The organism is Stenotrophomonas sp. YJH_SMC_127 (genome assembly GCF_059372445.1).
The window spans coordinates 884,117-898,368 of sequence record NZ_JCAFVO010000001.1; the positions used below are offsets into that span (position 1 = coordinate 884,117).

General features: G+C 68.0%; 11 protein-coding genes. 4 read left to right on the top strand and 7 right to left on the bottom strand.

What is annotated here, in order from left to right:
• Positions 1-45 precede the first annotated feature (45 nt).
• Positions 46-3,207, bottom strand: coding sequence for an efflux RND transporter permease subunit (locus AC5QAB_RS03970; protein WP_053496227.1), 3,162 nt, complete (start codon positions 3,205-3,207; stop codon positions 46-48).
• Positions 3,208-3,211: 4 nt separating this feature from the next.
• Complete coding sequence (locus AC5QAB_RS03975) at positions 3,212-4,342, bottom strand: efflux RND transporter periplasmic adaptor subunit (protein ID WP_164111205.1); 1,131 nt, start codon at positions 4,340-4,342, stop codon at positions 3,212-3,214.
• A 119-nt stretch (positions 4,343-4,461) separates the two neighbouring features.
• On the opposite strand from AC5QAB_RS03975, the gene AC5QAB_RS03980 reads away from it, so the two are divergent.
• The 3 genes from AC5QAB_RS03980 (at position 4,462) to AC5QAB_RS03990 (ending at position 7,301) form a co-directional block, all read left to right on the top strand.
• Positions 4,462-5,142, top strand: coding sequence for a TetR/AcrR family transcriptional regulator (locus tag AC5QAB_RS03980; RefSeq protein ID WP_197561212.1), 681 nt, complete (start codon positions 4,462-4,464; stop codon positions 5,140-5,142).
• 136 nt (positions 5,143-5,278) lie between these two features.
• On the top strand, positions 5,279-5,926 hold the full coding sequence (locus AC5QAB_RS03985; protein WP_014648346.1) for a protein-L-isoaspartate O-methyltransferase family protein: 648 nt from the start codon (positions 5,279-5,281) through the stop codon (positions 5,924-5,926).
• A gap of 16 nt (positions 5,927-5,942) precedes the next feature.
• Entirely contained in the window at positions 5,943-7,301 is a 1,359-nt protein-coding gene (locus AC5QAB_RS03990; RefSeq protein ID WP_014648347.1) for a TolC family outer membrane protein, read from the top strand.
• Positions 7,302-7,401: 100 nt separating this feature from the next.
• Here AC5QAB_RS03990 and AC5QAB_RS03995 read toward each other — a convergent pair whose 3' ends face one another.
• A complete protein-coding gene (locus tag AC5QAB_RS03995; RefSeq protein WP_100450583.1) occupies positions 7,402-8,661 on the bottom strand; it encodes an amino acid transporter in 1,260 nt (419 codons plus the stop codon).
• A gap of 223 nt (positions 8,662-8,884) precedes the next feature.
• A complete protein-coding gene (gene waaA, locus AC5QAB_RS04000; protein WP_014648349.1) occupies positions 8,885-10,183 on the bottom strand; it encodes a lipid IV(A) 3-deoxy-D-manno-octulosonic acid transferase in 1,299 nt (432 codons plus the stop codon).
• Positions 10,184-10,243: 60 nt separating this feature from the next.
• On the opposite strand from waaA, the gene AC5QAB_RS04005 reads away from it, so the two are divergent.
• The gene (locus AC5QAB_RS04005; protein ID WP_032960142.1) at positions 10,244-11,161 is read left to right on the top strand and encodes an LpxL/LpxP family Kdo(2)-lipid IV(A) lauroyl/palmitoleoyl acyltransferase; all 918 of its coding nucleotides are present in this window, start codon (positions 10,244-10,246) and stop codon (positions 11,159-11,161) included.
• A 97-nt stretch (positions 11,162-11,258) separates the two neighbouring features.
• Here AC5QAB_RS04005 and AC5QAB_RS04010 read toward each other — a convergent pair whose 3' ends face one another.
• Genes AC5QAB_RS04010 through AC5QAB_RS04020 form a run of 3 tightly spaced genes read right to left on the bottom strand, consistent with a single transcriptional unit; the run spans position 11,259 to position 13,899 of the window.
• Complete coding sequence (locus tag AC5QAB_RS04010; protein WP_032960139.1) at positions 11,259-12,590, bottom strand: O-antigen ligase family protein; 1,332 nt, start codon at positions 12,588-12,590, stop codon at positions 11,259-11,261.
• A complete protein-coding gene (locus tag AC5QAB_RS04015) occupies positions 12,571-13,686 on the bottom strand; it encodes a glycosyltransferase (protein ID WP_134965960.1) in 1,116 nt (371 codons plus the stop codon). Before AC5QAB_RS04015 ends, AC5QAB_RS04010 begins: the two co-directional genes overlap by 20 nt.
• 15 nt (positions 13,687-13,701) lie before the next feature.
• Positions 13,702-13,899, bottom strand: a complete 198-nt coding sequence (locus tag AC5QAB_RS04020) for a zinc-finger domain-containing protein (RefSeq protein ID WP_005410967.1) — start codon at positions 13,897-13,899, stop codon at positions 13,702-13,704.
• Positions 13,900-14,252 lie beyond the last annotated feature (353 nt).

Genomic DNA, 14,252 nt, shown 5'->3' on the forward strand with positions numbered 1-14,252 from the left:
CCATCCACGCCATGCGTGGATGGGTGCAGCCGCAGAACCGGGGCATTACGCCCCGGATTCGTCCGGCTTCACCCGGAACCACGCCGCGTACAACGCCGGCAGGAACACCAGCGTCAGCACCGTACCCACGATCAGACCACCCATGATCGAGATCGCCATCGAGCCATAGAACGCGCTGCGCGACAGCGGAATCATCGCCAGCACGGCCGCCAGCGCGGTCAGCACGATCGGGCGGAAGCGGCGCACCGTGGCATCGATGATCGAATGCCAGCGGTCATGCCCGGCATCGATGTCCTGCTGGATCTGGTCGATCAGGATCACCGAGTTGCGCATGATCATGCCGGCCAGTGCGATCGTGCCCAGCAGCGCGACGAAGCCGAACGGCGCACGGAACAGCAGCAGGAACAGGGTCGCACCGATGATGCCCAGCGGCGCGGTCACCAGCACCATCGCCGCACGCGAGAAGCTGCGCAGCTGCAGCATCAGCAGCGTCGCCACCACCACCAGGAACAGCGGCATGCCGGCCTTGATCGAGTTCTGCCCGCGCGCCGAGTCCTCCACGGTGCCGCCGGTTTCCAGCAGGTAGCCGCTGGGCAGCTCGGCACGGATGCCATCCAGCGTGGGCACGATCTGGTGCACCACGTCCAGCGCCTGCATGCCATCGCTGATGTCGGCGCGCACGGTCACGGTCGGCAACCGGTTGCGGTGCCAGATGATGCCGTCCTCGAAGCCGTACTCCATCGTCGCCACCTGCGACAGCGTGATGCTGCCGCCGTTGGCGGTCGGCATCGACAGGCTGGACAGCAGCTCCAGCTGGTTGCGCTCATCGGCCGGCCCGCGCAGCAGCATCTCGATCTGGCGGTTGCCTTCGCGATACACGCTCACCGACTGGCCGGCCAGCGAACTGGCCAGGAACTGGCTGACCTGGGCGCTGCTCACGCCCAGCGCGCGGGCACGCTCCTGGTCGATCACCAGCCTCACCACCTTGCTCGGCTCGCTCCAGTCCAGGTTGACGTTCATCACGTGCGGGTTCTCACGCACCTTGGCCTCGACCTGGCGCGCGATCGCCTGCACCTTCTCGATGTGCTCGCCGGAGATGCGCATCTGCACCGGATAACCGACCGGCGGGCCGTTCTCCAGGCGGGTCACGCGCATCTGCACGTCCGGGAACTTCGGAATCACCTCGTGCAGCAGCCAGTCACGGGTGCTTTCGCGCGATTTGATGTCCTTGGCCAGCACCACGAACTGGGCGAAGTTGGTCGCCGGCAGCTGCTGGTCCAGCGGCAGGTAGAAGCGCGGCGAACCGGTACCCACATAGGACACATAGTTGGCGATGCCCTCGCGGCTGGACAGCAGCTTCTCCAGCTTCTCGGCCTGGGCCTGGGTCGAGCGCAGCGACGCCCCCTCGGCCAGCTCGATGTCCACCATCAGTTCCGGCCGGGTCGAGTCCGGGAAGAACTGCTGCGGCACGAAGCGGAACATCATCAGTGAGAACACGAACAGGGCGACGGTCGCGGCGATCACCCACCAGCGGCGGCGCAGGCAGGCGTCGAGGAAGCGCCGGAAGCTGCGGTAGAACGGGCGCTGGTAGGGATCGTGGTCGTGCCCATGCTGCGGCGGTGCGATCAGGTTGGCCAGCGCCGGATAGCGGTCGGCCCACTGCTGGCGCTTGGCCAGCCAACGCGCGGACAGGCTGCCGGGCTTCGGCGGCTGCGGATTGAACAGGTCCGGCAGCATCTTGTCGCCCAGGTACGGGATGAACAGCACCGCTGCGATCCATGACACCACCAGTGCGATGGTCACCACCTGGAACAGCGAACGGGTGTATTCACCGGTGCTCGATGCCGCCGTGGCGATCGGCAGGAAGCCGGCTGCCGTGATCAATGTGCCGGTCAGCATCGGGAACGCGGTCGATTCCCAGGCGAAGCTGGCCGCGCGCAGGCGATCGAAGCCCTGCTCCATCTTGGTGGCCATCATCTCCACCGCGATGATCGCATCGTCCACCAGCAGACCCAGCGCCAGCACCAGTGCGCCCAACGAAATCTTGTGCAGGCCGATGTCGAAGTAATGCATGACGAAGAAGGTCATCGCCAGCACCAGCGGAATGGTCACGCCCACCACCAGGCCGGTGCGCAGGCCCAGCGAGAAGAAACTGACCAGCAGCACGATCACCACCGCTTCGGTCAGCACCTGCACGAACTCGCCAACCGACTCCTCCACCGACTGCGGCTGGTCGGACACCTTGCGCAGCTGCATGCCGGCCGGCAGGGTCTTCTGCAGCCGCTCGAACTCGGCGTCGAGGTTGGCGCCCAGCTTGAGGATGTCACCGCCATCCTTCATCGCCACCGCCAGGCCGATCGCCTCTTCGCCCATGAAGCGCATCTTCGGCGACGCCGGATCGGCGAAGCCACGCTTGACCTCGGCGATGTCGCCCAGGTGCACGGTGCGGTCGCCAGCACGGATCGGGAACTGGCGGATGGCGTCGATGTCGTTGAACTGGCCCGTCACGCGCAGCTGCACGCGATCGGTGGCGGTCTCGAAGAAGCTGGTGCCGGTGATCGCATTCTGGTCGGCCAGCGCCTGCTGCACCTGCTGCATCGACACACCCAGCGTTGCCAGCCGGGTGTTGGACAGTTCGATCCACACCTTCTCGTCCTGCAGGCCGACCAGGTCGATCTTGCCGACATCGGGCACGCGCTGCAGTTCCAGCTGGATGCGGTCGGCGTAGTCGCGCATCACCGCGTAGTCGAAGCCCTTGCCGGTCAACGCATAGATGTTCCCGTAGGTGTCGCCGAACTCATCGTTGAAGAACGGGCCGACAATCTCGCGCGGCAGCGTCGCACGGATGTCGCCCACGCGCTTGCGAACCTGGTACCACAGGTCCGGGATCTGCCTGGAACGCAGGCTGTCGCGCGCCATGAAGATGACCTGCGATTCGCCGGGGCGCGAATAGGAGCGGATGAACTCGTACTCGCCGGTGTTCATCAGCGCCTTCTCGATCGGCTCGGTCACCTGCCGCGAGACCTGTTCGGCGGTGGCGCCCGGCCAAAGCGTGCGCACCACCATCGCCTTGAAGGTGAATGGTGGATCCTCGGACTGGCCCAGATGCTTGTACGACCATGCGCCGATCAGCGCGAAGGCAAGCATCGCGAACAGCACCAGCGGGCGGTTGGACAACGCCCACTCGGAAAGATTGAAGCGGCGCACCGGCTTACTCCTTGGCCTTGGCGGCAGCGGTCGGCGTGGCCGGCTTCAGCACCGGGCGATTCTGGCGGTCCACGGCGATCACCGGCTGGCCGGCACGCAACAGGTGTCCGCCGGCAGCGACCACCCAGTCACCCGCATTCACGCCGGACAGCACCGGCACCGATTCGCTGCCATAGGCACCGGTGGTGACCGACGCGGCCTTCAGCGTGCTGTTGGCCGGATCGACCACCCACACGCTGGCGGCACCGTTGGCACCGCGCTGCAGCGCACCGAGCGGCAGCTGCAGGGTGCCGTGGCGGCCGGCGCTGCTGTAGACGCGCGCGCTTTGGCCCAGTTCGACATCGGCCAGCGCATCGGCGGGCAGGCTGACCCGGGTTGCATAGGTGCGTGCCTGTGGATCGGCGGCAGCGGCGATCTCGCGGATCGTGCCTGGCAGGCGCTGGCCAGGACGGTTCCACAGCTCCACCTCGACCGGCTGGCCCACCGCATAGTCGCGGATGGTGGCCTCGGGCAGGTCGATCAGCACTTCGCGCCCGCCATCGGCGGCCAGGTTGAAGATGGTCTGGCCGGCCGACACCACCTGCCCGGCTTCGGCCTCGCGGCTGGCGATCACGCCATCGGACGGCGCGCGCAGCTGTGCGTAGTCGGCCTGGTTGCGCAGCACATCGAGGTTGGCGCGGGCGGCGTTGGCCTGGCCCTGCGCGGCCTTGAAGGCGGCGGACTGCTGGTCCAGCTGCGAGCGGCTGACCAGCTGCTGGTCGGCCAGCACCTGGTAGCGCTTGAGGTCATCACGGGCACGCACCAGATCGGCTTCGGCCGCAGCAAGCTGCGCCTGCGAGGCGCGGGCCTGCAGCGCGAAGTCGGCCACGTCCAGCTCGGCCAGCACGTCGCCCTTCTTCACCCGTTGCCCGGCATCGACGTGGCGCTTGACCAGATTGCCGCCAACGCGGAACGACAGTGGACTTTCCTGCCGCGCACGCACCGTGCCCGGGAACGCCGCCGGCGCCTGCCCGGCCTGCTCGCCAGGGTGAACCACCAGCACCGGAACGGCCGCCTGGGGCGCCTGTTCCTGTCCCGAACAGGCTGCCAGCGCAGCCATCCACACCATACCGCCCATCCAGCGCACGATCTTCATCGGTCAACGTCCTGAAAACGCAGGGTTGCAACTAAGGGAGGAGCCGCGACTGCCGGCCCAATTTAATAAACCGGCCGGTATAGTATAAATATCGAACCGCTTGGTCTAGTATTGTCGTGATGAGTTCTCACACTTCCCGCAAGCCGTCGGCCAAGCCCGCTGCCAAGGCCGCCGGACCCGGGCGCCCCAAGGACCTCGGCAAGCGCGCGGCGATCCTTGAAGCAGCCAAGACACTGTTCATCGAACAGGGCTATACCGGCGTGAGCATGGACACCATCGCCGCTCAGGCCGGCGTCTCGAAACTGACTGTGTACAGCCACTTCGGCGACAAGGAGACCCTGTTCTCCGAGGCCGTGCAGTCGAAGTGCATTGAAATGCTGCCCGATGCCCTGTTCGTGGCCGACGCGGACGGCCCGCTGCGCGACCAGCTGATCGGGATCGGTCTGGCCTTCTTCGAACTGATCACGTCCGATGCGGCGATCTCGATCCAGCGCATGATGATGGCGCCGGAGACCGACGAACGCCTGCGCGAGCTGTTCTGGAAGGCAGGACCGGAACGTACCTGCGAGGCCCTGGCTGACTTCCTGCGGGCACGCGCCGAGCGCGGCGAGCTGGAAATCACCGACTGTTCGCTGGCTGGCGAGCAGTTCCTGACCCTGGTCAAGGGTGAAGTGCACATGCATATGATGTGCGGCATGCCACTGTCACCGGTGGAGTGCGACCCTCTTGCCCACGTGACTGCCAGCATCGACTTCTTCCTGCGCGCCTATGCGCCGCGAGGGGTCGGGACGGCTGAATAACCAAAACTGAACGAACCGGAGGTCGCGATGACTTCCGGCACTGCGACCCCGGCCACCCGGCAGCTGATGCTCTGGGCGCGCCGCCGGCCTCCGGCACCGGTAAAATGGCCGGCCCACTGCGCTGGATTTGAACCTCATGACGATTGATTACGCCCACGCCCGCGAACTGATGGTGGAACAGCAGATCCGTCCCTGGGACGTGCTGGACATCAAGGTGCTCGACGTCCTGGCCCGCCTGCCGCGCGAGGCTTTTGTCGCCGATGCACACCGGGCACTGGCCTACGCCGATGTCGAACTGCCGATCGGCCATGGCCAGAAGATGATGAAGCCGGTCATCGAGGGTCGTACCCTGCAGGCGCTGGACCTGCAGCCGGGTGACGAAGTGCTGGAAATCGGCACCGGCAGCGGCTTCCTGTCGGCCTGCATCGGCGCGCTGGCGCGCGACGTGCTGAGCCTGGAAATCGACCCGGAGCTGGCCGCCGCCGCGCGCGCCCGTCTGGACGCGTCCGGCCTGGGCACCAACGTCCGCGTGGAAGTGGCCGACGCCCTGTCCTGGCAGACCGAACGCCGCTTTGACGTGATCTGTGTCACTGGTGCGGTCGACGTGGTGCCGTCACAGTTCGCTTCGTGGCTGCGTCCGGGTGGTCGCCTGTTCGTGATCCACGGCCGCTCGCCGGCGATGGAGGCCCTGCTGGTCAAGGCCGACGGCAGCAGCGAGTCCCTGTTCGAGACCGATATCGATTACCTGCGTGGTGCCGCCCCGGCCCCCCAGTTCCACCTCTGAGTCCAAGGAAGCCGCAATGATCCGCCGATCCCTCGCTGTTGCGCTGGCCACTGCCCTGCTGCCGTTGTCCGCCCATGCCGCCGACCTGCTGCAGGTCTACGAAATGGCGCGCAATGGCGATCCGCAGCTGTCCGCCGCCGAATCGACCCGGCTGTATGACAAGGAAGGCGCCGTGCAGGCGCGCGCCGCCCTGCTGCCGCAGATCAACGGCCAGGCCCAGCTGAACCGCACGCGCAGTGAGCCGAACGCCGACGCCAACTCCGGCTCGTTCACCAACAAGCGCCGCACCTACACGATCGACGGCAGCCAGACGCTGTTCAACTGGACCCAGATCAACAACCTGCGTTCGCAGCGCGAGCTGAGCAAGGCGGCGGACTTCACCCTCGATTCGGCCAACGACAGCCTGATCGTTCGCACCTCGGCGGCCTACTTCAACGTGCTGGTGGCGATCGAATCGCTGAATGCCGCACAGACCAATGAAGCGGCCGCGAAGAAGCAGTTCGACTTCGCCGACAAGCGCCTGGAAGTGGGCCTGGCGCCTATCACCGACGTGCACGAAGCACGCGCCCAGTACGACCAGGCGCGTGCCAACACCATCGTTGCGCAGAACACCCTGGCCGATAACTACCAGGCCCTGACCGAACTGACCGGCCAGCCGGTGACCAACCTGCGTGGGCTGCCGGCCGACTTCCGCCCGGAAGTGCCGGCCAACCGTGGCAACATCGATGAGCTGGTGCAGCAGGCCACCACCCAGAATCCGGCGCTGAAGGCGCAGGAACTGAAGGTCAGCGCCGCCGAGGCTGGCGTGCAGGCCGCCCGTGGCGGCCATTACCCGACCCTGTCGCTGGGCGGCAGCTGGGGCAAGAGCGCGACCTGGGGTGACAGCACTGGTTCCGGTTCGCTGTCGCCGGACGCCCGCACCAACAGCATCGGCCTGACCCTGAGCGTGCCGATCTTCTCCGGTGGTGCCACCCAGTCCGGCGTGCGCCAGGCGCTGGCCCAGCGTGACATCGCCCAGGACGGCTACGAGCAGCAGAAGCGCGCCCTGGACCGCAACACCCGCAATGCCTACCAGACCCTGGTACAGGGCATCAGCGAAGTGGAGGCCCGTCGCCTGGCCGTGGTCTCGGCACAGAGCGCGTACGACGCCTCGCAGGTCGGCCTGGAAGTCGGTACCCGTACCGTGCTGGACGTGATCCAGAACCAGCGCATCCTGTTCTCGGCGCAGCTGGACTACGCCCAGGCCCGCTACACCTTCCTGCAGAACCGCCTGCTGCTGAGCCAGTCGCTGGGTGCGCTGGACGTGGCAGAGCTGCAGGACGTCAACCGCCTGCTGACCCAGGACGCGGGCAATCCGGCAACGACCACGCACTGATCCGTCGCCCTGCCGGCAACAAAGAAGCCACCCGCAAGGGTGGCTTTTTTGCAGGCGGTGCATCCGCCCGCAGCTACCCGTTGCGTGGCCCCGCGAACCCTCAGCCCGGCCATGCCCGCAGGCGTTCCAACGCCGCAAGGACGCACAGCGCGGCCGCCAAGGGCGCCAGCATCGGCAGCACCAGTTCGCGACCGGTTGCGCCCTGCCTCATGTCATTCCGCCGCCGCAGCACCGCCAGGCATAGCGCCGCCATCACCAGCAGGGTTGCCGGACCCGGCAGCGCCGGCAGGGTGCCCAACGGCAGCCACAGCACCAGCATCACCGCCGGCAGTCCGACCGCCGCCACGATCACACCGCGGGAGCGTCCCACTGCATCACCCGCCCCTGGCCACAGCGATGTTGCCAGCCGCAAGGCCAGCATCAGCAGCACCAGCTGCAGGGCGGCCAGGCCCGTAGCCCCCGCCAGCGGCAACAACGGCAGCATCCACTCCAATTGCGGATGCATCTGCAGCGCCACCGACAGTGGCCGGGTACTGGCAAGCGCGGAAAACTCGACCAGCCCTGCCTGCAGTGCTGCCAGCACGATCAGCAGCAGCATCGCCAGCAACGAGACCAGCGCCAGCACTGCCGGTTGCCACATCGCGCCCTGGCGGCGCAACGCAGGAAAGCCCAGTGCCAAGCCGACGCTGGCAAATACCCCCAGCAGCGGCACCGCAGCCGCCAGCACCCCGCCCAGCCCGAAGCGATACGGCGCGGTCGCCGGTGGCAGCCAGGGGATCCAGTGCGCGTAATGCACATGACGTGCCGCCAGCGCCAGCAGCAACACCCCCGCACCGATCTTCACCGTCAACAGGGCGCAGGCCACCAACACCACACGCCGTGGCGGCAGCAATGCCAGTGCGCCCAGCATCAGCAGGCCCACCGCCGCCGTGACCTGTTCCGGCAGCCAGTCGCAGGGCTGGAGGCCTTCGGCGGCCAGCACGGCGTGCAGATGGAGGGCCATGGACTGCGCCACGCCCGCCGTGGTCGCCACCAGCTCCAGCAGCAGGGCCATGCCCAACACGCCCGCCACCCGCGGCCCCCAGCTGGCAGCCAGCAGCCCGTGCAGGCCCTCGCCCGCCGGCAACCGCAGCACCAGATCCTGCAGGCAGCACAGCACCAGGCCGGCCCCCAGTGCAGCCAGCAACAGGCTGAGCACGATGGCGGGGCCTGCCTGTGCCGCCGTGTGCTGGCCCACCAGTGCGATCACGCTGCCGCCCACCAACAGTGTCAACGCCACCACCGCCAGATGGTCCGTCCCCAGTCCGGCCCCACCCGTGCCGGCCCCACCCGTGCCGTCCCCGCCCCTGTCGCCGTCCATCGCAAGTTCCCTTGATATCCGCCCAAGCGCGGTCGACAGCAGGCTGGCAGCCTGCGTCGTCCTGCGGAATCAGAATCGGTGGAATGTGCGCAACGATGTGATGGCAGGCACGCTGCCAGCGGCAGGGTCGGTCCAGCAACGACAGAAAAATCGTCGCTAAGCAGAATTGATGAAGTTGATCACGACAATGCTCGTCAGCGCCGCTGACTCCGCGCTGCCGCGATCACTCGCGCGGTGGTGGCAGGTGCGGCGCCACCAGGGCAAGCGTGCGTTGCAGCGCGCCGCGGCCATTGCTGACCAGCGTGCATCCCGCCCGCGCCATGTCTTCGCGGGCCTGGGCATCGTCGAGCAGGTGCTGCAGCAGATCGCCCACCGCCTGCGCGTCCTCGCCGATCAGCAGCGCTCCGGCCTCGCGCATGCGCCGGGAAATTTCCGCGAAGTTGTGCAGGTGCGGGCCGGTCACCGCCGCCGTTCCCATCGCGGCCGGCTCCAGCAGGTTGTGACCACCGATGGCCTGCAGGCTGCCGCCGACGAAGGCGACCTGGGCGCAGGCATAGAACGGCATCAGCTCGCCAAGGGTGTCGATGACGAACACGTCTGTGGCCGCGTGTGGCCACTGGTCCACGCGGCGGGTCGCCACGCTCCAGCCCTGTTCGCGCGCCAGCGCTTCCACCTTCGGGAAACGCTCGGGATGTCGCGGTGCCCACAGCAGCAGCAGCTCCGGATGCCGCTGGCGCAGGCGCCGGTGCAGATCGATCACCGCCTGCTCCTCGCCATCATGGGTACTGGCGGCGATCCATACCGGACGAGCGGCCGGTACCCGCGCGTGGAACTGTTCGACGAAACCCTGCACATCCGGCGTGGCGATGTCGAATTTCAGGTTGCCCAGCGCCTGCACCTGGCCGGGATCCGCCCCCAGCTGCACGAAGCGCTCGGCATCGTCCTGCGACTGCGCGGCCACGCAGGTGACGGTGCGCAGCGCGCGGCGGATCAGTGCCGCCAGCAACCGGTAGCCGCGCAGCGAACGCGCCGACAACCGGGCGTTGAGGATGTACACCGGAATGCCGCGGTCACGGCAGCCGAACAGCATGTTCGGCCACAGCTCGGTTTCCAGGATCAGCGCCAGGCTGGGCTGGAAATGGCCGAGGAAACGGTTGACGCTGCCCGGCACGTCGTACGGCAGGTAGACATGGTCCAGGGCGTCGCCCCACAGCGCGCGTACGCGCTCGGAGCCGGTCGGGGTGATGGTGGTGATCACCCAGCGGATGTCCGGGCGCTGCTGGCGCAGGGCATTGACCAGCGGCGCGGCGGCATTGACCTCGCCCACCGAGACCGCGTGCAGCCAGACCCGCGGCTGCCCGGTCGGCTGCGGATAGGAGGCATAGCGTTCATCCCAGCGCCGGAAGTATTCACGAACCCGGAAACCGCGCCAGACCAGGTGGTACACGGTGATCGGCAGCAGGATGTAGAGCACGACCGAATACAGGCCGCGCAGGATCCATTCGACAGGGTCTTTGCGCATGCGGCAAGGATACGGGAGCCCCCGGGGAAAGACACGCGGCCGCCTTGGTAGAATGGCCCCATGTCAGATGCCTCCACCGCCGTCCGCCCATCGCTGCGCGATCCGCGCAACTGGCCGATGTTCGCCGCCATGTTCGGCGCCTTCGCCATCGCTCGCCTGCCGTGGATGCTGCAGCGCGCGCTGGGCCGGGGCGTCGGCTGGATCACCTGGCGCATGCTCGGCAGCCGCCGCCGCGCCGCCGAAGTCAACCTGCAGCTCTGCTTCCCCGAGAAGGACGAAGCCTGGCGCCAGCGCCTGGTGCGCGACAGTTTCGATGCGCTGGGCGTGGGCGTGTTCGAGTGCATCCGCGCCTGGTGGGGCAGCATCGACCGCATCCGCCCGCAGGTACGGATCGAAGGCCTGGAACACCTGCGGCAGATGGAGGCTGAAGGCCGCGGCGTGCTGCTGGTCTCCGGCCACTTCATGACCCTGGAAATGTGCGGACGCCTGCTGTGCGACTACGTCGACCTGTCCGGCATGTACCGCAAGCACAAGAACCCGGTGTACGAGTGGGCGGTGAAGTTCGGCCGCCTGCGCTATGCCAAGGCGATGTTCGCCAACGAGGACATCCGCGCGACCGTGCGCCACCTGAAGAAGGGCGGCTTCCTCTGGTACGCGCCGGACCAGGACATGCGTGGCAAGGACACCGTGTTCGTGCCGTTCTTCGGCCACACCGCTTCGACCATCACCGCCACCCACCAGCTGGCAAGGATGACCGGTTGTGCAGTGATCCCGTACTTCCACCGCCGGGAAGGCGGGAAGTACGTGCTGAAGATCGGCGCACCGCTGGAGAATTTCCCCAGCGAGGACGTGGAAGCCGATACCACGCGGGTCAACCAGGCCATCGAAGAGATGGTGCGCGAAGCCCCCGACCAGTACCTGTGGATCCACCGCCGCTTCAAGCGCCAGCCCGGCGGCCGGAGTGATTTCTACAAATAATCGGATGCGGTGGAAGGGCCGGCGTCCTCGTGGCGCCAACCTTGGTTGGCGCCGGATGAACCGAGGCCGGTCCCGGGGAGCCCACCAAGGTTGGCAACTACTGCATCGGCGGAGATTCGTCCGATTCGCGGGCCAGCAGACTGCCGGCGAACAGGGCCGCCAGCAGCACGGTCAGGCCGCCCCAGAACGCAGAATAGAACGCCAGGTGCGTATTGAGCGGGAACACGGTAACCGCCAGCGCCAGCATCGCCGGGCGGGCGCGGTCACGCGCCGCCGGCGGTGCATAGCGCCAGGCCCGCCAGGCCTGCGCCACCGCCGCCAGCCACAGCAGCAGGCCCAGCACGCCGGTCTCGGCCAGGATTTCCAGCACGATCTGGTGGGCGTGCAATGCCGGTTGATTGCCCCACACGGCGGGGCCCTCGTCTGACACGCAGGCCGGATACGCATCGCGGAAGCCGCGCGCACCGACACCGTTGACCGGATGTTCCTCGATCATGCACACCGCCGCCGTCCAGATGCGCGCGCGCCCCGAAAGCGCCTCGTCAACGCCCTGCCCGTCTTCGTTCCATGCCTGTGCCGTGCGCGCAACACGCTCGCGCAGCTGCGGCACGCCCGCTGTCAGTGCGGCCGTACCCAGCGCTGCCACAAGGGCCAGCAGCAGCAGCCGCTTCCAGCCGAACTGGCGCAGGCCGCTGTAGCCCAGCACCAGCACAAAGGTGATCCACGAGGCGCGCGAACCGGCCAGCAGCAGCACGCCTCCCAGTGCGGCGGCGGCCAGCAACCACCCCGCACTGCCGAAACGCCGCGCCATCGGCAGCAGCAGGAAGGGTGACAGGCTGGCCAGCACCTGGCCGAATTTCAGGTTGCAGGGCCCGAGCGCGCCACTGAGGCGGTCGGCCAGTGCGGCTTCGTCGGCCGGGCACAGCGCGTGGCCACTTACGGCCAGCTTCAGGTGCTCCAGCGACCAGAACCATGGGCTGGTGCCGGCCAGCGCCTGTACCAACGCGTCCAGCGTCCACGCGCCGGTGATCAGCGCCAGGCCACCGAAGGTCAGCCGCCGCCGTTCCGGCGTGGCTACCGCGATCGCCACCAGCCACATGAAGGGCAGGTAGCGCAGTCCGGCGGCAGCCTTGGTCCACGAGGCCGCCGGATCGATCGCATCGATGGCCGAGAACGCCTGTGGCAGCCAGTAGCCGAGGAACAGGATCGAGGTCAGGGCCCACGCCGCCGTGCTCAACAGGTGCGGGCGGCGCTGCAGCCGGCGCATGACCATGCGCGCGGCAGCATAGAGCGCGCCAAGGCCGAGCACGGTTTCGGCGATGCCTGGCAACGGCCACATCGCCACGTACGCCAGCACCCACCAGGGCGCCCAGCGCCCAGCGCGGTCGTCGCGCACGATGGCAGCGGGGTCAGCCGGCGAGATCGGCATAGAGGCGGAGGGTATCGCGCTGCATGGCCTGCAGGGTAAACGGGATGCGGGTCGGCAAGGATGGCGGCTGCGCCAGCAGGGCCAGCGCACGTTCACCCAGCGCGCGCGCGTCGCCGAGCGGCACCGCGCCGCTGGGCTGCAGCTGCTGCAGCAGTTCGCCGACGCCACCGTGGTCCCAGCCCAGCACCGGGCGGCCGACCGACAGCGCCTCGACCACGGTGCGGCCAAAGGCTTCCGGCTTGTCCGACAGCTGCAGCACCAGATCGCTGGCGGCGTAGGCCAGGGCGATGCGTGCGGTAGGCGTACTGATCTGTACGGCCTCGGCCACGCCCAGTGCCGCAGCCTGGCGGCGCAGATCGGCCACGTAGGCCTCGCGCCCGGGTTCCTCGGTGCCCAGCATCCACAGCTGCGCAGGCACGCCGGCGGCACGCACGTCGGCCAGCAGCTGCAGCGCGTGGGCGTGGCCCTTCAACCGGGTGCCGCGCCCGGGCAACAGCAGCAGCGGGCCATCAACCTGCGCCAGCCAGGGGTAATCGGCGGCCAGGGCCAGCCGCGGGCGACGGTCGGCACGTGCTACGCGCGGGAACTGGCCGACATCGACACCGCGGGGAATGATCTGCAGTTTTTCTTCCGGCACCGTCGGGTAGTGGCGTTGCACGAAGGCGCGCACGGTGTTGGACACGCAGATCACGCGTTCGCCACTGGTCATCACCGCACTGTAGCGGCTGGGCGAATTCAACCCGTGCACGGTGGTCACCCAGTGCGGGCGCTGTGCGGCGGGCATGGCGCGGATCGCGTACAGGCCCAGCCAGGCCGGCAGCCGCGAACGGGCGTGCACGATGTCCGCACCGACCTCGGCAAACAGGCGGCGCAGGGTCGGCAGATGGCGTAGGGTCAGCAGCGACTTGCGGCCGATGTCCAGGGTGAGGTGCTCGGCACCGCTGTCCAGCAGCGGCTGCACCAGGCGGCCACCGGCGGACACCACCAGCGCACGATGGCCAGCCGCGACCAGGGCAGCAGCGATTTCCAGGGTCGAGCGCTCGACACCGCCGGAGTGCAGCGCCGGCAGCAACTGCACCACGGTCAATCGGCGCATCGAAGGGGCCGCCGTTTAGTCGGCCAGCACGAACACGGAACCGCAGTACGGGCACTGCGCTTCACCGTTGGGCTCGTCTTCGATCGGCAGGTACACGCGCGGATGCGAGTTCCACAGCGCCATTTCCGGGGTCGGGCAGCTCAACGGCAGATCGCTGCGGTGCACGGTGTAGCGCTTCTCGGCGTTGGCGGGCGCGGTGGCGGTATGGCTCATGGCGGATGTCGGTAAACGGGTTGCGAGGCCTGTGATTCTAGCATCTGGGCCGCACCGACATTGCGCCACAACGGGCCTTTGCGCGCTCCCGCGAATGTCACGCAGCTGCGCGCGGCACGCCGGGCGATGGCACCCATGGGGATTCTGCGGCAGATCCGGCAGGTTCGCTCGCCAGAATCGACTCCAGCGATATTTCCCGCATTTGGATCGAACTAAATGGCACTTGCCAGCGCGCGACGGCTGTTGCAGGATCGGGCCAGGTCGCACCCCGACCCACCCAATCCAACCCGATCGCATGGCCCGCCCCCACCGGACCGGCATCGCCTCTTCCACTGCCAGCCTGGCGGGCGGAG

Bases quoted from the DNA above. Each gene is read 5' to 3' on its own strand.
- AC5QAB_RS03975 (WP_164111205.1), bottom strand. From the start codon at position 4,342: ATGAAGATCGTGCGCTGGATGGGCGGTATGGTGTGGATGGCTGCGCTG.
- AC5QAB_RS03980 (WP_197561212.1), top strand. From the start codon at position 4,462: ATGAGTTCTCACACTTCCCGCAAGCCGTCGGCCAAGCCCGCTGCCAAG.
- AC5QAB_RS03985 (WP_014648346.1), top strand. From the start codon at position 5,279: ATGACGATTGATTACGCCCACGCCCGCGAACTGATGGTGGAACAGCAG.
- AC5QAB_RS03990 (WP_014648347.1), top strand. From the start codon at position 5,943: ATGATCCGCCGATCCCTCGCTGTTGCGCTGGCCACTGCCCTGCTGCCG.
- AC5QAB_RS03995 (WP_100450583.1), bottom strand. From the start codon at position 8,661: ATGGACGGCGACAGGGGCGGGGACGGCACGGGTGGGGCCGGCACGGGT.
- waaA (WP_014648349.1), bottom strand. From the start codon at position 10,183: ATGCGCAAAGACCCTGTCGAATGGATCCTGCGCGGCCTGTATTCGGTC.
- AC5QAB_RS04005 (WP_032960142.1), top strand. From the start codon at position 10,244: ATGTCAGATGCCTCCACCGCCGTCCGCCCATCGCTGCGCGATCCGCGC.
- AC5QAB_RS04010 (WP_032960139.1), bottom strand. From the start codon at position 12,590: ATGCCGATCTCGCCGGCTGACCCCGCTGCCATCGTGCGCGACGACCGC.
- AC5QAB_RS04015 (WP_134965960.1), bottom strand. From the start codon at position 13,686: ATGCGCCGATTGACCGTGGTGCAGTTGCTGCCGGCGCTGCACTCCGGC.
- AC5QAB_RS04020 (WP_005410967.1), bottom strand. From the start codon at position 13,899: ATGAGCCATACCGCCACCGCGCCCGCCAACGCCGAGAAGCGCTACACC.